Source organism: Pseudomonas sp. URIL14HWK12:I5, assembly GCF_900176445.1.
GTDB lineage: Bacteria > Pseudomonadota > Gammaproteobacteria > Pseudomonadales > Pseudomonadaceae > Aquipseudomonas > Aquipseudomonas monteilii.
Map to the genome: position 1 here is coordinate 138,795 of NZ_FWXQ01000001.1, position 19,026 is coordinate 157,820.

The following is a 19,026-nucleotide window of genomic DNA, read 5'->3' on the forward strand; positions in this document are numbered from 1 at the left end:
ATGTGTGGAATCGTTGGTGCCATCGCCGAGCGCAATATCACAGCCATCCTGATCGAAGGCCTCAAGCGTCTGGAGTACCGCGGGTACGACAGCGCAGGCCTGGCTGTTCTTACCCAAGGCGGTGAATTGCAGCGCCGTCGCCGTATCGGCAAGGTCAGTGAGCTGCAAGCCGCTGTAGCGGCTGACCCACTGGCTGGCCAGCTGGGTATTGCCCATACCCGTTGGGCTACCCACGGTGCGCCGACCGAAGGCAACGCCCACCCGCACTTCTCGGGCAATGAAGTGGCGGTGGTGCACAACGGTATCATCGAGAACCACGAAGAGCTGCGTGAAGAGCTGAAAGGCCTGGGCTACGCCTTCACCTCGCAGACCGACACCGAAGTGATCGTCCACCTTATCCACAACACCCTGAAGAGCACTCCAGACCTGGCCGATGCGCTGAAAGCCGCCGTCAAGCGCCTGCATGGCGCTTATGGCCTGGCACTGGTCAGCGCCAAGCAACCCGACCGACTGGTAGCTGCACGCAGCGGCAGCCCTCTGGTCATTGGCCTGGGCCTTGGCGAAAACTTCCTGGCGTCCGACCAGTTGGCCCTGCGCCAGGTCACTGACCGCTTCATGTACCTGGAAGAAGGCGACATCGCTGAAATTCGCCGTGATCAGGTCACCATCTGGGACGAGAACGGCCACAAGGTCCAGCGCGAAACCGTGCAGTACCATGAAGGTGCCGAGGCTGCTGACAAGGGCAACTATCGCCACTTCATGCTCAAGGAAATCCACGAGCAGCCAAGCGTCGTTCAGCGCACCCTGGAAGGCCGCCTGGGCAAGGACAACGTGATGGTCCAGGCCTTCGGCCCGAAGGCTGCCGAACTGTTCGCCAAGGTGCGCAATGTGCAGATCGTTGCCTGCGGCACCAGCTACCACGCAGGCATGGTCGCCCGTTACTGGCTGGAAAGCCTGGCCGGCATCCCGTGCCAGGTGGAAGTGGCCAGCGAGTTCCGTTACCGCAAGGTGGTGGTGCAACCGGATACCCTGTTCGTTTCGATCTCGCAGTCCGGCGAAACCGCCGATACCCTGGCCGCGCTGCGCAACGCCAAGGAGCTGGGTTTCCTCGGCAGCCTGGCGATCTGCAACGTGGGCATCAGCTCGCTGGTACGCGAGTCGGACCTGACCCTGTTGACCTTGGCTGGCCCGGAAATCGGTGTGGCCTCGACCAAAGCCTTCACCACCCAGCTGGTGTCGCTGATGTTGCTGACCTTGGCCCTGGGCCAGGTGCGCGGTACCCTGGAAGCCGGTGTCGAAGCCGAACTGGTTGAAGAACTGCGTCGCCTGCCGACCCGCCTGGGCGAAGCACTGGCGATGGACGCCACTGTCGAGAAGATCGCCGAGCTGTTCGCCGATAAACACCACACCCTGTTCCTTGGCCGTGGTGCGCAATACCCGGTGGCGATGGAAGGTGCACTCAAGCTCAAGGAAATCTCGTACATCCACGCTGAAGCCTACCCGGCAGGCGAGCTGAAGCACGGCCCGCTGGCGCTGGTGGACAACGACATGCCGGTGGTTACCGTTGCGCCGAACAACGAGCTGCTGGAGAAGTTGAAGTCCAACCTGCAGGAAGTGCGTGCCCGTGGTGGCGAGCTGGTCGTGTTCGCCGACGAGCAGGCTGGCATGACCAATGGGGAAGGCACCCATGTGATCAAGGTGCCGCACATTGCCGATGCCTTGGCGCCAATCCTGTACACCATTCCGCTGCAGCTGCTGTCTTACTATGTCGCCGTACTCAAGGGTACCGACGTTGACCAGCCGCGTAACCTGGCCAAGTCGGTTACGGTTGAGTAAGTAGCGGACAGTCGCTGTTCAAGATGGTTTCCGACAATAAAAGCGGTACCGCGACAATAAAAGCTGTCATGCGCGACTGCGGTCTCCCATAGGGGCCGCGGTCGCGTGGGTCGGCGCGAAACAGTTACGTTATCCAAGCAGTCTCAGCATGCTCTCCATACCGCGTTTGCAAATTCAACCTGAAGAGTCAATTCGCTCGTATCTGGAACGTTCTTTGTTCCTCTGCTGGGACTCTCATGCTGTCGACGACATCCGTAAATTTCAAAATAAGGTTCGATTCTTCAAATCTGACCTGAAAGAAATTTCGGTCTTTTTGGGGTGGGATGGAAGCTATGGTTTCGATCGGCTGATTTCCCTACATACTTCCCTCGCTGTGAATTACGTTGTTAAACATTCACAGGATATTTCCTACTCGCGGAAGCTCTATCCGTTTAAGGGTGAGCCGTACGCCGAAAAAAATGTAAGTTACTGTCCTGAGTGCGCTAAGGAAGACCTAGCAAGGCTTGGGTTCTCATATTGGCGTCGGGCATATACTCTATTTGGAAACGACACTGTTTGCCACAAGCATAATACGTTGTTGCTTACGCACTGCCCGTATTGCGGCCTCTCATTAGGCGACCCGAAGCATCGTTTAGATGTAATGTGGGGAGGCTGTGATGGTCATTACTTGTGGGACGTTGAACCTTCCGTGAATAGTAACGGCGCAGAGTTTCAACGAGCACGCTTCAACCATGCATTTTGCACATCAGTTCGCCACATCTCGGCCGTGGCTGCAGTGAGTGCTGTGCGACGCAAGGTACAGGCGACGATGCCGGAAGGGGTCACCACGTGGCACGACATCTACTGGTTGGAAAAAGATCTCGAGTTAGCGGCCATTCGCATGCAGGATCAAGCCGTCGACAATGATGCTGCGTACTTAGATAGCTCTCTTGAGCTCTTAATAAAAGCAATTTTCTCGCATTATGGCGACATTGATGATTTCATGCGGGACATCGGCGAGCACGGCGTTTCTAGGTTAGTTCAGAATGGATGGGGCACCTACTTAGCAATGGGCGATGAATCTGCTTGGTACGTCACGGAGGACTATACAATGGGTGTAGCAGTTCTTTCCTGTCCCTATCCCTGTTATAAGTCGATGCGTCTCTCTAGTCAGTCGGCATTCCGTGATTTAGATTCTCTGTATCACTATAGCTGTTGTATGCAGAACGACAGTCCATCGCGACGTTTAATCAAGCGGTCACACCTTGTCTTACCTTCAGTTCCCAGACTGGATATCACAACCAGACAAAACATGGGTCACCTGGACGGAGTTGCTGTTTAAGAGTTCGCATTCAGCTCCCGCCAGGGAGCGGAACATATGTAGTGGTCAACTAATCCCGGACACCGGATTAAGTTTTTCCTCGGCAATCGCCGGAGGTAACCCACCGTTGAACTGATGCGGTCGCTCCCAGTTGTAGCGCTGCATCAGAAACCTGCCGATGTCCTGCTGTGCCTGCGCAGCACTCATGTAGCCCACACTTGGCACCCACTCCGTTTTCAGGCTGCGGAACAAACGCTCCATAGGCGCATTGTCCAGGCAATTACCTCTGCGGCTCATGCTTTGCTTGAAGCGGTAACGCCACAACCGCTGACGAAAAGCTCGGCTGCCATACTGGCTGCCCTGATCACTGTGAAACAGTACATTCTGCGGCCGCCCGCGGTGCTCGTACGCCATGTCCAGCGCCTTGATGACCAATTCGCTGTCCGGTTTGGGTGAAAACGCCCAGCCCACCATGCGACGTGCAAAAAGGTCGATAACTGCCGCCACATAGTGCCACTGGCCTTGAGCCCACACATACGTGATGTCGCCGCACCATACTTGATTCGGTGCCGTAACATCGAATGCGCGCTCCAGCACGTTCGGGATGTCAGGGCGCTCTACTGTGGCCTTCTTGTAGGCATGTGAACCCGGTTGCTTACTGATCAGCTTCATTTCGCGCATCAACTTGCGCACCTTGAAGCGGCCGATCTGAATGCCTTCTTGGCGCATCATGCACATGATGGTTCGACTACCTGCGGCACTACGGCTCTGTGTAAATAGCTCGTTAACCCGAACGCGCAGTGCCAGTCGCGCAACGTCCGGAGATCGCCGTTTATGGCAATGCGCGTAGTAACACGAGCGAGTGACTTCAAACACCGAGCAGAGTAATTCGACAGGCTCCTCGCGGCGGAGCTGATCAATCAACGCGAGCGCTCGTGTTCCTCGGCCATCAAGAGCGCGGTAGCCTTTTTTAAAATCGATTTCTCCCGTTCCAGCCGGTTGATCCGAGCTTCCAACTCTTGGATCTTCTGCTGCTCGGGGGTCAGCGCCTTGCTCGTTGGCGTAGCACCGCCACGTTCTGACTGGAGTTGATTCACCCAGCGGCGCAGCGCCGATTCAACCAAGTCGAGCGACCGGGCGGCTTCAGTAAGGCTATAGCCCTGGTCGAGCACCAGGCCGGCTGCCTCGCGCTTGAATTCGGGGGTGAAAGTACGTCGTTGTCTGCTCATCGAACACCTCTGTGTGGCGACCATTTTCGCCTAAAAAGGTGTCCGGGGTTAGTAGACCACTACATATCACTTCTACTGCTGGACGAGACTCAGCATATCGTCAAAGGCCAAGGCACTGCCGTGGTGACCGACATACTACTGACCCTCGCTCGGATAGGTCTGCCTATGATCTACCTCGCCAATTACAGCCTGTTGCATAAGCTCATGGGACGAAATCAGGAGGACACTCAGCGATTGTTGATCCAGCCCAGAGTCATGCAGCCGGACGATCCGGCCGGTCCTGACTGGAAGGCATACGTTGCTGAGTGCGTCAGGGTAAGCAGCGGTCAGATACGAGCCATTGAGGGGGAGTTCGCTGCGGAGCTCTACCGCTTGACCTTCGGACTGAAGCGATTGGCCGTGCACCTGCTGAGCCTCGCCTACATTGAATGTCGCAAGGCCCGCAGAAGCCACATCGTGCTGAGTGATCTAAGCCAGGCCTACCGGTCTACGGAGTACTCCAGCAGCAGGAGAGATGTAGAGGAATTGTACCGGATAGCGGTGGAAGGCCCTAGAGGGACGAAACGGAAGGACCTCTATTGTCCTCTAGAAGCGCCGGCTGCGCGTACATCCAACATTGTGCAGTTCGCCAGGCAGGAGAGAGACGAGCGCGTCACTGCACTGGCGATCGACTCCTCCATGACTGAGCAGGAGCGCAAAGCGATAAAGCATATCGAATCAGCAAGCCGGAGCCCCCACGCCAACCCCCCGCGACGCAAGCCTTTACCCAAGGCCACCCCTGGTGAAACTCAGATGGCATTCGCGAAGTATGTGGAGGAGATGAAGTCGGGTAAGCCTAAAAAACCCAGCTGAAAAGTGCCTGGAGGATGGAGTATGTAAACCCCTTTTTTTTACTGTAAACCTATGTGGTTTACAGGTAAAAAAAGTGGTTTACACGGCCAGTAATTGGCCGCCGCGAATGGCTGCTAACGACCCATTGCGGCCATTCGCGGAGGCCAATAAACGGCCTATTGCGCCCCTTCGACCCTATCGCTCGATAGGTGATCATGGCGCACTTCGATACAGATATGGCCTAGTTCGAAGCTAATATCTTGGCCCTGTGGGGCTATTCCAAGCGTTGCTACAGTGGGCTCCATCAACCATCCACCCACTACGAGCAACTACCCATGAACAACCGCCTTGATTACTTCAAACTGTCTCCCCAAGCGTCCAACAAACTGGTGGAGCTCACCCTGCAACTGAGCAAGAAGCCGCTACTGGCCGATCTCGCCCACCTGATCATGTTGCGCGCTTCGCAGCTCAACGGCTGTTCGTTCTGCGTGGATATGCATGTGAAAGAGGCCAAGATCCATGGCGAGCGCGAGCTGCGTCTTCACCACGTGGCCGTCTGGCGTGAGTCACAGCTGTTTTCGCCAGCAGAGCGGGCGGCGCTGGAGTGGACTGAAGCCCTGACCCAACTGCCGCCTCATGGTATCTCCAACAGCCTGTATGCGAGTGCGCGTGAGCAGTTTTCCGAGCAGGAGCTGTCGGATTTGTCGTTCCTGATCGTCGCCATCAATGGCTGGAATCGCCTCAATGTGGCTTTCCAGGCGATCCCGGGCTCGTCCGATGAACTGTTCGGCCTGAACAAGGCCAACCTCAACTGAGTAACTTGCTGATCAACGCGCCAAGCTGCTCGCCTGGAGCAGTCGTGGCGCAGTTGGTAAAACTCAGGAGCAGACCTGACTGACGCTGCGATGAGGCAGCCCAGCGCGACAATGCTTGTATCGACATGCCCCTTGCCAGCACCTGCTCGGCCAGGGCGGTGTCACTTACGTCCTCCGGCAAACGCAGTACCAGGTGCATGCCGCCTGGCGAGCGTTCCACCTGCATACCCTTCGGTAAACTCCGCTCCAGTGCTTCGATGGTCAATGCCCGTCGCTCGTTGTAGAGGCGGCGCATGCGTTGGATATGCCGAGCGAAGTGTCCCTCGGCAACGAACTCCGCCACCAAAGCCTGGGTAATTGACGGTGACCCGGCAGCAAACAAGGCCCGGCCGACGCGCTCGAACGCTGCCACCTGCGCCTGTGGCACCACCAGATAAGCCAGACGAATACCGGGAAACAGCACCTTGCTGAAGGTGCCGGCATACAGCACGCGCCCATGGCGATCCAAGCTGGCCAGCGCTGGAAGTGGACGACTGACGTAGCGGTACTCGCCGTCGTAATCGTCCTCGACAATCCAGCCACCGGTGCGGGCAGCCCAATCGAGTAGCAGTTGTCGGCGTGGCAGCGACAGTGCCATCGACAGCGGGCTCTGATGCCCTGGTGTCACCATGACGACCTGAGCAGCCCGAGAACCCGCGATGGCGTGTTCTACGTTCATGCCTTCGGCATCAACCGGCACCGCTTCCAGCTCCAGGCCGAACTGGCGAAGCACCTGGCGCGTAGTAGGATAGCCCGGGTCTTCCACCCAGGCGCACTCGCCTGGCTGCAACAAGGTATGTGCGACTAACGACAGGCTATTGCGCCAACCGCTGGTGATAAACACTTGATGGGCACCGCAATCGATACCTCGGGACACCTGCACATACGAGGCAATGGCGCTGCGCAACGCTGCCAGGCCGTGGGGTGCCGGATAGTCCAGATCTCCCAGACGCATCCCGCGTAGGTACCGAGCACCGAGACGCGCCCATATCTTGCGCGGAAATGCATCCAGCGCCGGTACCCCCATCTGGAACGGCAACAGCTGCGGTGGACGCCAGAGCGAATCAGGTGCGTCTTCGATCACTTGGCTGCTGACTGGTAATGCGGTGGCCGCCGACACGGGCTTCTGCAGTTCAGGATTGATTACGGTGCCTTTCTGCCCGAGCGCCAGGAGGTACCCCTCGCTGGCCAGCAGCGAATAGGCCAGTTCGACGGTGCCACGGGCCACCCCCAGCTCCTTAGCCATGGCGCGCGCCGACGGCAAGCGGTCACCGGGGGACAACGTGCCAGCGGCAACGGCGGCCAGCACGCGGTCGTACAGTTGACGATACAGGGGCAAGGCGGACTGCTCTTCCAAGGGAGCAAAAGGCGGCTTGGTGGAGGTCATCATGGCCTAGTTCATATCCCATTTCTTGGCTCAATCAAGTGGGTCAATGGTAGTCCAATATAGCGCCATCACCTACTCATGAGGGCGCCTCCCATGACATTCCCTTTGCACAACTTCATACCCAGCGTGCTCGACCTGGCCGACACGGCCCTGCGTCCCCTGGACAGTACCCATGACCTGTGCAGCGCATTCCCGGTAATGCAGCAATTGCGCCCTCATCTGACGAGCGAAGCCGACTTCGTCAGCCGGATCGAGCGTATGCGTGTTGAAGGCTATCGCCTGATTGGCGCTTATGACTCAGGCGTTCTTGTGGCACTGGCTGGTTACCGCTTACAGGAAAACCTGGTCTACGGCGCATTCCTGTATGTCGATGACCTTGTAACCGCCGAGGCTCAGCGGGGAGGTCAGTGGGGGTCGCGCTTATTGCAAGCCTTGGAGCGACTGGCCCGCGCCAGCGGTTGTGCACGCCTGGTGCTCGACACGGGTTTGTCCAACGCCCGCGCGCAACGTTTCTACTTCCGTGAAGGCCTGTTGACGGGTGCACTGCGCTTTCAAAAACAGTTCGATACTCCATAACCCGCATGCACATCCAAGGAGGCAAACCTCATGACATCGTCCCAACAGCCACTTGCTCCTTTGCGCATTCTTCGCCTGGTCACCAGCCCCAATGCAGAGGCTTCGGAAAGTCTGAAGCTGTCCCAGCAGATCCTATTTGCCTTGGCCAGTCAGGCCGGTAGAAGGGGTATCCAGTTGACCGATCTAGACCTCAACGCCTTGGCACCCGTCGATGCGCCTTACGCCCAGGCACTAGCCAATCAGCGCGTAGTCACGGTAAGCGGGCGGGACAGTACGCTGAGCCGTTCCAACGAATTGATCGACCAACTGCAAGCATGCGACGTACTGCTGATTGCCACGCCGATGCACAACTACAGCGTGCCCGCCCCACTCAAGATGTGGATCGACCAAGTGGTACGCGTGGGTAAAACCTTTGTTGGCACCGCCAAAGGCAAAATCGGAAAGCTGACGGATCGTCCGGTTTATGTCGCAATCGCTAGCGGGGGCTACATCAGCGGCCCGCAGGCCCGTCAACCAGACTTTCTGCGCCCCTACCTGTCCGCCGTCCTCGCCACCATTGGTCTCACTCAAGTGCATTACTTCACTGTTGAGGGTACCGCGAAAGGGGTGGAGTCACTGAGTACTGGAAGGGCAACAGGGTACGGTGATGTGCAGGCGTTCTTTGGTAGGCATAGCCGTCGAGTGGGGCAAGTCTAGAGTCCGCTTCAAGGCCGACATCTACTCCAAGCGCTTAAGTTTGTATCTCAACTGGCCCGTATGCCAACAAGCGGCCACGCTCTTCGTCACTCCTACAAAGGAAAAGAAATCATGAATCGACTGAATTGGTTTGAAGCTTCGCCTGGTGCAGCAAGGGCCCTCGGCGGGCTGCATCATTTCGTGACCACCGCGACAAATTTGCCAGCCTCGTTGATCCACCTCGTGTTTCTCAGGGTTTCTCAAATCAACGGGTGCGCTCATTGCATTGATCTTCACTCACGCGATCTGATCAAAGCAGGTGTATCAGTGGACAAAGTGCTGTTAGTCCCGGTATGGCATGAAGCAGAATATTTGTTCTCGGATCAGGAGCGCTCAGCACTGGCTTGGGCGGAAGAAGTCACCAGGGTAAGCGAGACACAGGTATCCGACGAAGCTTATGCAGCCGCATCGGCGATGTTTGCAGAAAAGGATCTTGTTGACCTGACAGCGGCGATTGCCGCAATGAATGCGTTCAACCGTATGGGCGTCAGCTTCCGACTCAAACCTGCGGCTAGGGCTTGATGACCTAGTGACTCGGCCTGGAGAGGTAATACTTCGAAGACGGCACCTCGCTCCTATCGCGTACCGTCTGCTTCAGGCCAATTGCTGCCCTTTCCGAACGACCGCTATGGGTCGAAGGCGGTCATTCGCGCCTGGCCGCTTTCGACCCACTGCGGCAACATGCACTCCACGGGTCAACGCTATCGATTACGAACGTAGTCGCTCTATTCCCGAGAAGCACACAGATCACTAAATACCGAGCCCAAAGAATGCACACCCGTATCCTGAGGATCGCTTCGCGTCACGCACCCAAGGCAGGAGCCGTATGCGGTAGTTCCGCGCGTACGGATCTGTGCGGGGGTGGCAGGTAACTGCCATCCCTACCGCGACCCCGTAATGGACACTCGCCTTAATACTATTCGCGCCCAGAGGCCGGGAATTGAGTACCGGACGATCAGGTCAGAGCCGCAGCCAGTGCGCGCAAAGGATCTAGTTTCGATGCTTGACAGCAGCACTGCATGTGATGGGGAAGTTGACCGAATTGGCAATAAAACACTCATGGTGAGCATCGTCATGGAGACGTTTTGCCAGATCCAGATCCGATTCGTTGCTGATCATGACCTGAGGCCTTAACTCTGCGCTCTTGAAATGGCCTTTGCGCTGGCCATCAGCTTCAACCATCCGGCCCATCTGGTGGTCGACGTATTCCAGTACGTTCACCTTGTTGACTGCGCACAGATGAAGATACCAAAGCTTGTGACAGGCCGAGATAGAGGCCAGCAACATGTCTTCCGGGTTCCAGCGTTCGGGATTTCCGCGAAAGGCAGGGTCGGCGGAGCCCAGGATAGGTGTTTTGCCTGGAGCTTCCACATTGAAGTCTCTTTGGTAAGCCGTGTAGCTGGCAGTACCATCACCCGTGTTGCCTATCCAATTTACGGCGACAGCGTAACTGTGTTCTTTCATGCTCACTCCTTTGACGAAAGATGGCCAGAAAAACTCCGCGCCGCTTGGGCACAGTTATTGTGCACTCCCTGGATGGTTTTCCACTAGCCCTGCATTTTTAGCGGTGCATGAGAAAGTTGTGCACAAGCAACGAACCGGGAAGAGGACAGCTATCAATGTCTGTTATGGGTCGAAGGCGGACGCTCGCGATTGACTGCGTTCAAAATAAGCTGGCATATGTCTCGGATTGAATGAGTGTGACTTACTCCCAGAATGGTGGGCAGACTAATCCCCTTCTCGTATCATTGCTCCTCCTCATCTGGAATGATTTTCGTGAAGCCTTCACCTGGAAGTGTCTCGCTGACCCAATCGAATTCTAATGGACCGAAATGGGATGCCGGAGAAGCTGTAAGCCAGCTTTCCTGGGACGACTTGCGTATCATCAAAACGCTGAGTGACTGTAGCAACCGCGCGGCCACGGCCAAGAAGCTCGGCATCAATGTGTCCACCGTCTCGCGCCGGGTCGCGCAGGTTGAGAAGACGCTTGGGGTCGCGCTGTTCGATCATCGTAAGGCGGGGTATCTGCTGACTGCCGAGGGTGCCGAACTGCGTGCACTGGCCGAGCGCGTTGAACTGGACATCGTCAGTGTCACCCGCAGGGTTTCTCGCGCCGGCCAAGGCCCGCTGGGGAAACTGCGAATCACCACCAGCGACTCGCTGCTGCTGTACTTTCTAACGCCGATCATCGCGGACTTCAAAGCCCTCAATGAGGGGATCACCGTTGAGGTATTAGTCGGAAACCAGACGTTGAGTTTGGCGAGGGACGAGTCGGACATTGCGATACGTGCGACCAAAAAACCGGCAGATACCCTAGTGGGTCGCAAGCTCGCCAACATCGCCTGGGCGCCGTATCGCAGCGTCAAGCAGGCAGCGATTGCCGACCCCTTCGCTGAGGGGCAGTCGTGGGTATCCTACTCGGGAGGCCTGTGCGGATTGAAGGCAACGAGCTACGTCGAATGTCGGGTGCCCTCTGAGTTCATCTCCTACCGCACCGATTCCGTGGCGGCTGCGAGCGCGGCTATTGCAGCAGGTCTCGGTTTTGGCTTCCTCCCCTGCATGCTGGGCGACATTACCCCAGGATTGGTTCGGGCAGGCCAAGTAGTTCAGGAGCTTCAGGATGAGCTATGGTTGCTTACCCACCAGGACATCAGGAAATCCTGGCGGGTGAAAGCATTCATGACGTTCTGCGCCGCTGCCGTGGCCGACCTCAAACCGCTGGTCGAAGGTCAGCGGGCCATCCCGGTTTCATAGCGGAAACCGGGAGCACCGTTCATTTGGCGTGGGCGCCGATGACGGCTCGACACACGATCTCAATCAGCTGGGGACGCTGGGCGAGCCGCGATACACCGATGATATTGCTGGCCGCCTGCGGGCGTTCCTTGCCGTAAGCTGCCTTACGCACCTTGCCGACGACCGCAAAAGCAGCGTCCATGTCCAGCACATACAGCGTTTCCTCAACGACATCCTGCATCGTGGCGCCATACAGGGCGAGCAACTTGGCAATGTTGTCGTAGGAAACCCGCATCTGTTCGCCCATTGACGAAAAATCGCTCGGACGACCGTCAGCATCCAGTGGCGCCGGCGCTACCAGGTTGCCTTCTTCGTCATGGTTGAACTGCCCCGAGATGAAAATCTCGTTCCCGACTCGCCGCGCCTGCGGATAGCCGTAGCCCTCTTCCCATGGAACGCCCCAGTAGGCGGTGTCGTCGTTGAAAGGTCGTGAAGCGGCCATTGGATTCTCCTTGGCGAAAAATGGATCGACGTGATCCGACTGGCCGAGATCCTAGCACCGGATTGGACGCTACCTGTGGTGCAGTTTTGCTCCCTCAAGAGCGCAAAAATGCGCCACCGTTTCGCTGAGTGTTTCGCTATCTTGTGCTGGCACTCGGCGACAACCCGCCGGGAAACTCTCGCCACCGTTCAACAAAAGGGAAGAACAATGAGCAATCCACACACTGAAGTCCTGACCCCGCTCAACAGCCAACTGATCTTCATCGATCAGCAACCGCAGATGGCTTTTGGCGTACAAAGCATTGACCGGCAGACGTTGAAGAACAACACCGTGGGCCTGGCCAAAGCAGCCAAGATCTTCAATGTCCCCACCATCTTCACCACGGTCGAAACCGAGAGTTTCTCCGGCCATACCTACCCCGAACTGCTCGCGGTATTCCCTGATGCGCCGTTGCTGGAGCGCACCTCCATGAACTCCTGGGACGACCAGAAGGTTCGCGACGCGCTGAAAAAGAACGGTCGGAACAAGATCATTGTTTCGGGCCTGTGGACTGAGGTCTGCAACACCACCTTCGCACTGTCCGCCATGCACGATGCGGGCTACGAGATCTACATGGTTGCCGACGCTTCCGGCGGCACGACCAAGGAAGCACACGACTACGCCATGCAGCGCATGATCCAGGCGGGCGTAGTGCCAGTAACCTGGCAACAGGTGCTGCTGGAGTGGCAGCGCGACTGGAAAAACCGCGACACCTACGATGCGGTCATGGAACTGGTCAAAGAGCATTCGGGTGCCTACGGCATGGGCGTCGACTACGCCTACACCATGGTGCACAAAGCGCCAGAGCGTGTTCAGCACGGCCCTACCTTGGCGCCCGAGGCCGCATCGATCTGAGACCTGATCAGCCCCAAAGTTGATTTTATGCTCAACAAGCGGGGCCGGAACGAACCGATCCGGGCGATCAGTCATGACGGAGTGTTTGAAGCTTCAGAAGATGCTTCACCGAATAGTGCCGCCCGGATCAATTCATCTTCAGATTTTTTCAGGACGAATTGATCTCCATGAACAGTGCTAAGGGCATCGTTATAGCCTCCGTCGCGATTAAGTCGACGGGGCGGCTTAAACCATGGCAAGTCAAAACGGCCAAGCAGCTGATGTTGGATCATCTGGATATCGGCATTTCGGTCACCGCACTTGCGGAAGCATGCGGACTGTCGCGCAGCTATTTCTCGCGCAGGTTCAAGGAATCCACACAGGTCTCTCCTCAGCAGTGGTTGCGTGAGCAGCGGCTGAGGAAGAGTAAAGAACTGCTAGAGACATCGACGATGATGCTCGCCGAGATCGCCCTAGAGTGCGGCTTCTCCGATCAGCCACATTTCTGCCGAGCGTTTATGAAATCCGAAGGCCTAACGCCTCAGGCATGGCGGCAACAGGTGGCTTAGCCGGAACTGTGTGCCGCTAAATTCGGCGTGTACTGCCTTCGTAGATTTCGCTTGCTAGCTCTCCTTTCCGGCATAGATGTGGTACTAAGGTACTACGGCTCTCCGAGACAATTTCCTGAAGGACCGCTATGGGTCGATAGCAGACGCTCACGACTGGCTGCTTTCGACCCATAGCGGCCCTTTATCAAAGTCATGATTTGGCCAATAGCGGCCAATCGATATGGTCATCTCAGCTTCCGCTTATAAGGACTCGGCCACGATCCACATCGAACACCTTTCCCCGGCTTGCGCTTTGGCCCTATATTGATGTGGATTGCTGCATAAAATTGACACTCAAGGCATTTTAATGATTTTAAATACTCCAACATCCGAGGATTTTTTTAAAACAGGTAAGGAACTGCTGTCGTTTGCTTGGGATATTGTTGCGAAGCTTCTAGTCAGCTTGAATGAGGCAGAACAATATGGAATTGATCCTTCTGAGGTTTCCGAAGAATACTGGAGCCTTTCGCAAAGACACCTAACAACGGCGCTTACGATTACTCAACAAGGCGTTGAGTTAGCAATAAAAGGTCGGATATGTGCCATTTCTCCGTACATACTAATCTCTGACTCACCATCAAAATGGCCATCACCATACAATGGCTCGCTAGATTTCAGCATTTTCCGAACAATTGATGCGCAAGACTTAATTAAGGTGCACGATACTTTTTCAGACACGCCATTTGAAGGAGGATTTGTGGATGCATTCAATAACCTGAGAGAAAAACGCAACACGATAATGCATTCTGTAAGTAAGTCATTGGAGGTCACATTCAATGATGTCCTGAGCACGCTATTGTTTATGCATAAAACCCTATTCCCTAATGACTCTTGGGCGCGGCTAAGATTTGATGCATTAAAAAATTCGCCATCTACAGAGCTGGGCAGCAGCGAATTTATTACAAACGAAGCCTGTTTAGAGCTGTTTTACATTATTGAGGCACTGCAGCCAGCACAAGTTAAAGAATACTTCAAGATCGACAAGAAAAAAAGGGCGTATTATTGCCCCCACTGCCACGACGAAGCAAGCCGTGACTATGGGGATTATGAGCCAAAGCTTGCCCGACTTACTATGCCTCAGGCTACCTGCAATATTCTTTATTGTCCGGTATGTGATGATGAGTACGAAGTAGAAAGAACTGACTGCACAAAAGAGTATGTTGGAGATTGCCCTGGAAACGTCATAAGCAGTTATGGATCGTGTATGACGTGTGGGCATTAGCCGATGGCGGCAATCATTTTTCGACACCTGGCTCAGCCAGAAGCAAGGCCTGCGCTGAAGATAGACCGATATCCGTCTATCGCCATCGTCAGCTTTGGTGCGATATCAGCCTCTGCCGGCAGGTAGGAGTCGGCCAGAAGCGGAGACTCTAAGGTGTCTTACGCTTGCAGACGGCTCAAGCGCCGACCCGCTGAAACTGGCCTAGTTAAGAGCGCTCGTAGGCCCTCTTATAGGACCCTGGCCCCTGCCTACAATGTGGCAGGGCCAGATCTCCGCAATTATAGAAGCTCATGCAGCCCTCAGAAAATTGGACTACTTGCCCAAAATGCGCATTCCAACTATGGAACAATTTTGTTGGCGAGAGATTTATATAGTTCCACAAAAGCAGAAAAGTGTGAGTGCTGTACCTGAATCGAGTGCTGACCGAAGTGACGGGCTACTGGGGTTTCTAAAAGATCACCTGCTCCGTAGCCCTGCTTCAAGCGTCCATTGGCTGGTTGAAGAAAGTATAAGGCAGTATTTTTAAAATCTGCACGGCATTTTTCGGATGAATGTGCCACCCGATTTCTTATAGATGAGGCATGCCCCAAAAGCACTGATTTTGATTTTACATCACCGAATCCGTGCGAATTGAAAAGGAAATCAGCTTGATTAGTGACCCAGCTTGGGTCAGTCACCTTTAAGTAATCCTTTCTAGGATTGAACTTGGCGTTATTTGATAGTACTTGATATGCATGTTCGAGGTTTAGAGCCCTCCCATGCTTCGGTGTGGGCTGATAGCCTGCTCCAGTCTTCGCACCTGCAACGTAGCGGACCAGTACCATCTCAAGGAACTCCTCCCAAGATGCGACCACCCCCATAAAGGCAAGCTCCACTATTTGTCGAATATACTTAGGATGTATTCCTGCCGCACCTGCGGGGTTGATTCCACCTTTGAACTGCCTGATCTTAGAAACTAGGTCTTCTGCCGCTTGAATCTCTTTGAAAAAAGTGGTTTTGACGTGATCTACTTCAGGTGGGCGTCCGGCCATTGATTTTAATCCAAGATGTCAATGAGCCACTGACGTTATCCGGGCTTCACAACATTGTCTAGGCTTCGCCTTTAAACAATGCAAGAAGGGGCTATGGAGTTATGAATATGCCTACGACATGAAGCTGTCGTAGCGGGGCGAGAAACCATCTCACCAACGACTCCTACTGGCCGTTAGCTGCCGCCCACGAGGGCAGCTTTGAGTCGATAGCGGTCTTTGTGGAGGTGGTGTCTACGTAGCCGTTCTAGTCATTCTGAATCTCCGGTGTCACCTCTGTTAGGCCGGCACCGCCATGCATCAGATCTTGATTGACACGCGTGCCGCCTTGGATAGTCTTGCAGTTGAGGGCTGCAACTGCGCATTTGTCGGGCCTGGGTACCAGCATGAGCCCCCCCGCAATTTTGGCAGCAGAGGATGCTGGTTTCTCTGAAGTAGTGACGGCGGGCATTGCCGGTCGGATTCTGAACCCAAGGTCGCCAGACTGGGAGCTAAAGGATCGCTGCGACTACTCCTCATCCCTTACCGAAAAGGCACGCGTCGGTTGTGAAGGGAGAACACACTTGCCCTTACTATGCCAATCAATTTTTGTGCGAGGTGATTAGAGTTTTCTCAGCTTATCTGTGAAAAGCATTCCTTCATTTCATAAAAAAATGGCGAGCCTTTCCATTTCACTGGGCCTGGCTTATCACCTATTCTGCGAACCTCCCCTGGCAGGCACTGTCCGGTACCAAGGTCTCGTGGGCTTGAAGATTGAGAGCGTCCACCAGCCCGACGCCGGAAGTAGATCTAGCGGCGACGAAAATTTGGGAGCAGAATCGCCGACTTTGCCTACATTGCACTGGGTTGAGGGGGAAGGTGTGGGAGCAGAGCTGGATCGGGTAAAGGATCGTAAAAGAAGTAGGGCGTTAATCGAGGATCTCTATCTCGACGCGAACCGTGTCTACGTAATCCACTATTCCTGCGAATCGTTCTACGAGAACGATACCGGGGAGTCGAAACGTGTGACATCCATCGCCACACGAAACCTAAAAACGGGTCAGACGAAATCGTGGTCAATCCATAAGGAAGCAGAACTCAGTAAACAGCTTTCCAGCATGCAAACCGAGCTCAACAAATTCGAAAAGTCGATGCTGAAGGGTTTTTTCCAGTGGCTTGATAAGCACAAGGATTGTCGATTTCTACATTGGAACATGCGGGACGAAAATTTCGGGTTCTTTGCACTCGAGCATCGATTTCGGGTGCTCGGCGGTAAGCCTGTAGAGTTACCGGATGACAAAAAAGTAGATCTTGCGCGTGAGCTGGTAGCCCTATACGGAAGAAGCTACGCTCCGCATGCCGATAGTAAAGGAAGGAAAGGCAGGATCATGGCGTTAGCTGAGCTCAATAATGCCAGTGACCAAGATGCGCTGCCGGGTGCTGACGAAGCAGCAGCCTTTGTGAATGCTGAGTACATAAAAATGCATCAATCGACTCTAAGAAAGCTCGATATGTTTGCGAATTTCTTCGAAAGAACGCATGACAAATCTCTTAAGACAAAATCCAAATGGTACGAGCGGAACGGGGTGCACCCTGTAGTTTTGGTTGAGATTGTCAAAGACCACCCGATATACACAACAGTGATCGTGCTCAGCGGCCTTGCCATTGCTACTGTAAACTTCAGCCGTTTCTGGGCGCTTTTCAGTTAGCTCCGATGCCGCAGGCTCTGTTCAACCAACCCCTGCCGTATAATTCTGAAATAGAACGGAACATCCTTACTATTCCAACGAAGGATTGCTACATGGCTAAAGGATCTGGTGGAAACGCAATACCATTACAGATGTTCACTGATCAGGACGTGTTGGATGCGTTTTTTCGCCTGGAAATCGTGGCAGAGCCGGAAGCGCCAGTGCGCAAACTGTATCTCCGGACATACGAGCTTACGGATGCAGACGCTCGGATTTGGCATGCAAAGCCTGAAAGCGAATGGCCACTCCTTGCTTCCATCACTCCGAACCAGATTCTCATGCGGCCTATCCATGTGAACCCACATGCACAACGCTACCTGTCGCCAAAGAATGGTCGGTTTACGACAGTCATTTATATGGCTGAAGTCGGCACCGAATTGCCGAATGATGCCGCGAAAGCGACGAGCCTCATTGAGATGCAACTACCTTGGAAAATCTTTGACTCACCGGATCGCGGTCTAGGTTTGCACGGTGATCTCGACCAGGTGTGGCAAGGTCTCTCGCGAATTCCGAATGCAACGACCCTAGTCGTTAGCCGAAATCCGGATCAGTACGCGGACGACAGAGTAGTTTCCGTAGGTGAAGAGGAACTCGACAAGCTGCGTCGGGGTTTTAATAGGGTGAGAACGAACGGCCGTAAGCTAATTCGCCAAAGTCAGCAAGGTCTCGTGCACGATGGTGTGCTAAACCGGATTGACCCCGAGCGATTTCCACGCATTGTAAGGGTGACAACTCCCTTGGTCGAAATTCGACGTGAGGGTTCAAGGCAAGCTGCAAACCGGGCGCGTATCGAGCGTAGATCCAATGTGCAGACCGTTCGCAGGCAACTCGATGAATTGGTGACCGAGGCCCCTAGGGAGCTGATGTTGCTGCATGCTGAGATCGAGCGAGTGACCCTCGCCAAGATGATCGAGGCTTTCCGTGAGAAGATCGCGGGCAAACTTACCGAGTCCGTGTGGCAGACGTTCTTTGAGATGAACAAGTTTGTCCTGAGCATGGCATTTGCACGCCCTGTTGAGCTGGCACATACGCAATTCCATGCCAAGGGATCTACCTTAACCGGCTCGGGTGCTCAGATCGGTGACTTCCTATTTAAAGAGCGTGGTCATGCGCTGGCTATCGTGGAAATCAAGACTCCGGAAACGATCTTGTTGCGAACCAAGGCCTACCGTGGACAGGAAGTATTCGGACCGACCTCTGATCTCTCTGGAGCGATGACCCAAGTCCTGTTCCAGCAAAATGAGCTCAAGCAACGTTGGGTGCACCATCGGCACGATACTCCGGGATTGCAACAATCAGGTGCCGATGTCATTAAATGCGTGGTCGTTGCAGGGACCTTGCCAACCGATCCGATTCAACTGCGCAGTTTTGAGGTGTTCCGCAACGCCTGCAAGGACGTGGATATCGTCACTTTTGACGAACTTCTTGCGAAGCTGGAATTTCTGGAGAAACACTTGAACCCGGAACCTGAGCAGGATCTTTTCTGATGGATCCACGCAGTGATCACAGGTGAGGTCTGATCTTAAAGGCGGGAGAAGCGGAATCCTTGAAAAACTAACCCCCTGGTGCGCAGTACAGATTCAGC

Annotated in this window: 18 protein-coding genes; 13 read left to right on the forward strand and 5 right to left on the reverse strand. The window is 54.9% G+C overall.

What is annotated here, in order from left to right; genetic code table 11:
* Nucleotides 1–1,836, forward strand: coding sequence for a glutamine--fructose-6-phosphate transaminase (isomerizing) (glmS, locus tag B9A31_RS00705; RefSeq protein WP_084296585.1), 1,836 nt, complete (start codon nt 1–3; stop codon nt 1,834–1,836).
* A gap of 148 nt (nt 1,837–1,984) precedes the next feature.
* Nucleotides 1,985–3,157 carry a TniQ family protein gene (locus B9A31_RS26870; RefSeq protein WP_143511997.1) on the forward strand — a complete coding sequence of 391 codons (1,173 nt, stop codon included), beginning with the start codon at nt 1,985–1,987 and terminating at the stop codon, nt 3,155–3,157.
* A 45-nt stretch (nt 3,158–3,202) separates the two neighbouring features.
* Here B9A31_RS26870 and B9A31_RS00715 read toward each other — a convergent pair.
* Nucleotides 3,203–4,365 (reverse strand): IS3 family transposase gene (locus tag B9A31_RS00715; RefSeq protein ID WP_085982910.1). Its coding sequence is split into 2 segments (ribosomal slippage): nt 3,203–4,110 and nt 4,110–4,365, totalling 1,164 coding nucleotides; the frame shifts between segments, so codons are not numbered across the junction.
* Between the two features lie 165 nt (nt 4,366–4,530).
* On the opposite strand from B9A31_RS00715, the gene B9A31_RS00720 reads away from it, so the two are divergent.
* Together B9A31_RS00720 and B9A31_RS00725 are read left to right on the forward strand one after the other, a co-directional pair.
* Complete coding sequence (locus tag B9A31_RS00720; protein ID WP_143511999.1) at nt 4,531–5,217, forward strand: transposase; 687 nt, start codon at nt 4,531–4,533, stop codon at nt 5,215–5,217.
* A gap of 314 nt (nt 5,218–5,531) precedes the next feature.
* Nucleotides 5,532–6,011, forward strand: a complete 480-nt coding sequence (locus B9A31_RS00725) for a carboxymuconolactone decarboxylase family protein (RefSeq protein WP_012314955.1) — start codon at nt 5,532–5,534, stop codon at nt 6,009–6,011.
* Here the strand turns inward: B9A31_RS00725 and B9A31_RS00730 are convergent.
* Nucleotides 6,004–7,440 (reverse strand): MocR-like pyridoxine biosynthesis transcription factor PdxR, encoded by a 1,437-nt coding sequence (locus B9A31_RS00730; protein WP_084296588.1) that lies wholly within the window; start codon nt 7,438–7,440, stop codon nt 6,004–6,006. The two genes, B9A31_RS00725 and B9A31_RS00730, sit on opposite strands and share 8 nt — an antisense overlap.
* A gap of 90 nt (nt 7,441–7,530) precedes the next feature.
* Between B9A31_RS00730 and B9A31_RS00735 the strand changes: the two genes are divergently transcribed.
* The 3 genes from B9A31_RS00735 to B9A31_RS00745 all read left to right on the forward strand — a co-directional run bounded on the left by B9A31_RS00735 (nt 7,531) and on the right by B9A31_RS00745 (nt 9,270).
* Nucleotides 7,531–8,013 (forward strand): GNAT family N-acetyltransferase, encoded by a 483-nt coding sequence (locus B9A31_RS00735; protein WP_084296589.1) that lies wholly within the window; start codon nt 7,531–7,533, stop codon nt 8,011–8,013.
* A gap of 30 nt (nt 8,014–8,043) precedes the next feature.
* Nucleotides 8,044–8,709 carry an FMN-dependent NADH-azoreductase gene (locus tag B9A31_RS00740; protein WP_084296590.1) on the forward strand — a complete coding sequence of 222 codons (666 nt, stop codon included), beginning with the start codon at nt 8,044–8,046 and terminating at the stop codon, nt 8,707–8,709.
* 111 nt (nt 8,710–8,820) lie between these two features.
* Nucleotides 8,821–9,270, forward strand: a complete 450-nt coding sequence (locus B9A31_RS00745; protein WP_084296591.1) for a carboxymuconolactone decarboxylase family protein — start codon at nt 8,821–8,823, stop codon at nt 9,268–9,270.
* 468 nt (nt 9,271–9,738) lie between these two features.
* Here the strand turns inward: B9A31_RS00745 and B9A31_RS00750 are convergent, their stop codons facing one another.
* Nucleotides 9,739–10,212 carry an OsmC family protein gene (locus B9A31_RS00750; protein ID WP_084296592.1) on the reverse strand — a complete coding sequence of 158 codons (474 nt, stop codon included), beginning with the start codon at nt 10,210–10,212 and terminating at the stop codon, nt 9,739–9,741.
* Nucleotides 10,213–10,515: 303 nt separating this feature from the next.
* Between B9A31_RS00750 and B9A31_RS00755 the strand changes: the two genes are divergently transcribed.
* On the forward strand, nt 10,516–11,502 hold the full coding sequence (locus tag B9A31_RS00755; RefSeq protein WP_174244659.1) for a LysR family transcriptional regulator: 987 nt from the start codon (nt 10,516–10,518) through the stop codon (nt 11,500–11,502).
* A 19-nt stretch (nt 11,503–11,521) separates the two neighbouring features.
* Here B9A31_RS00755 and B9A31_RS00760 read toward each other — a convergent pair whose 3' ends face one another.
* Complete coding sequence (locus tag B9A31_RS00760; protein WP_084296594.1) at nt 11,522–11,983, reverse strand: RidA family protein; 462 nt, start codon at nt 11,981–11,983, stop codon at nt 11,522–11,524.
* Between the two features lie 207 nt (nt 11,984–12,190).
* On the opposite strand from B9A31_RS00760, the gene B9A31_RS00765 reads away from it, so the two are divergent.
* From B9A31_RS00765 to B9A31_RS26880, 3 genes are all read left to right on the forward strand, one after another.
* Nucleotides 12,191–12,877, forward strand: coding sequence for a hydrolase (locus B9A31_RS00765; RefSeq protein ID WP_084296595.1), 687 nt, complete (start codon nt 12,191–12,193; stop codon nt 12,875–12,877).
* Nucleotides 12,878–13,044: 167 nt separating this feature from the next.
* Nucleotides 13,045–13,425: a helix-turn-helix domain-containing protein gene (locus B9A31_RS00770; protein WP_084296596.1), complete on the forward strand. Its 381-nt coding sequence runs from the start codon at nt 13,045–13,047 to the stop codon at nt 13,423–13,425.
* A 313-nt stretch (nt 13,426–13,738) separates the two neighbouring features.
* A complete protein-coding gene (locus B9A31_RS26880; protein WP_143512000.1) occupies nt 13,739–14,686 on the forward strand; it encodes a hypothetical protein in 948 nt (315 codons plus the stop codon).
* 338 nt (nt 14,687–15,024) lie between these two features.
* On the opposite strand, the gene B9A31_RS26885 is transcribed toward B9A31_RS26880, so the two are convergent.
* The gene (locus B9A31_RS26885) at nt 15,025–15,717 is read right to left on the reverse strand and encodes a hypothetical protein (RefSeq protein WP_143512002.1); all 693 of its coding nucleotides are present in this window, start codon (nt 15,715–15,717) and stop codon (nt 15,025–15,027) included.
* Between the two features lie 743 nt (nt 15,718–16,460).
* Between B9A31_RS26885 and B9A31_RS00775 the strand changes: the two genes are divergently transcribed.
* Together B9A31_RS00775 and B9A31_RS00780 are read left to right on the forward strand one after the other, a co-directional pair.
* Nucleotides 16,461–17,402, forward strand: coding sequence for a hypothetical protein (locus B9A31_RS00775; protein ID WP_178092331.1), 942 nt, complete (start codon nt 16,461–16,463; stop codon nt 17,400–17,402).
* Between the two features lie 92 nt (nt 17,403–17,494).
* Nucleotides 17,495–18,928: a Shedu immune nuclease family protein gene (locus B9A31_RS00780; protein WP_159453273.1), complete on the forward strand. Its 1,434-nt coding sequence runs from the start codon at nt 17,495–17,497 to the stop codon at nt 18,926–18,928.
* The last annotated feature ends 98 nt before the right edge of the window (nt 18,929–19,026 follow it).

What these genes read in the sequence shown, in the direction of transcription:
- glmS (WP_084296585.1), top strand. Translation starts at nt 1, where the DNA reads ATGTGTGGAATCGTTGGTGCCATCGCCGAGCGCAATATCACAGCCATC.
- B9A31_RS26870 (WP_143511997.1), top strand. Translation starts at nt 1,985, where the DNA reads ATGCTCTCCATACCGCGTTTGCAAATTCAACCTGAAGAGTCAATTCGC.
- B9A31_RS00720 (WP_143511999.1), top strand. Translation starts at nt 4,531, where the DNA reads ATGATCTACCTCGCCAATTACAGCCTGTTGCATAAGCTCATGGGACGA.
- B9A31_RS00725 (WP_012314955.1), top strand. Translation starts at nt 5,532, where the DNA reads ATGAACAACCGCCTTGATTACTTCAAACTGTCTCCCCAAGCGTCCAAC.
- B9A31_RS00730 (WP_084296588.1), bottom strand. Translation starts at nt 7,440, where the DNA reads ATGATGACCTCCACCAAGCCGCCTTTTGCTCCCTTGGAAGAGCAGTCC.
- B9A31_RS00735 (WP_084296589.1), top strand. Translation starts at nt 7,531, where the DNA reads ATGACATTCCCTTTGCACAACTTCATACCCAGCGTGCTCGACCTGGCC.
- B9A31_RS00740 (WP_084296590.1), top strand. Translation starts at nt 8,044, where the DNA reads ATGACATCGTCCCAACAGCCACTTGCTCCTTTGCGCATTCTTCGCCTG.
- B9A31_RS00745 (WP_084296591.1), top strand. Translation starts at nt 8,821, where the DNA reads ATGAATCGACTGAATTGGTTTGAAGCTTCGCCTGGTGCAGCAAGGGCC.
- B9A31_RS00750 (WP_084296592.1), bottom strand. Translation starts at nt 10,212, where the DNA reads ATGAAAGAACACAGTTACGCTGTCGCCGTAAATTGGATAGGCAACACG.
- B9A31_RS00755 (WP_174244659.1), top strand. Translation starts at nt 10,516, where the DNA reads ATGATTTTCGTGAAGCCTTCACCTGGAAGTGTCTCGCTGACCCAATCG.
- B9A31_RS00760 (WP_084296594.1), bottom strand. Translation starts at nt 11,983, where the DNA reads ATGGCCGCTTCACGACCTTTCAACGACGACACCGCCTACTGGGGCGTT.
- B9A31_RS00765 (WP_084296595.1), top strand. Translation starts at nt 12,191, where the DNA reads ATGAGCAATCCACACACTGAAGTCCTGACCCCGCTCAACAGCCAACTG.
- B9A31_RS00770 (WP_084296596.1), top strand. Translation starts at nt 13,045, where the DNA reads ATGAACAGTGCTAAGGGCATCGTTATAGCCTCCGTCGCGATTAAGTCG.
- B9A31_RS26885 (WP_143512002.1), bottom strand. Translation starts at nt 15,717, where the DNA reads ATGGCCGGACGCCCACCTGAAGTAGATCACGTCAAAACCACTTTTTTC.
- B9A31_RS00780 (WP_159453273.1), top strand. Translation starts at nt 17,495, where the DNA reads ATGGCTAAAGGATCTGGTGGAAACGCAATACCATTACAGATGTTCACT.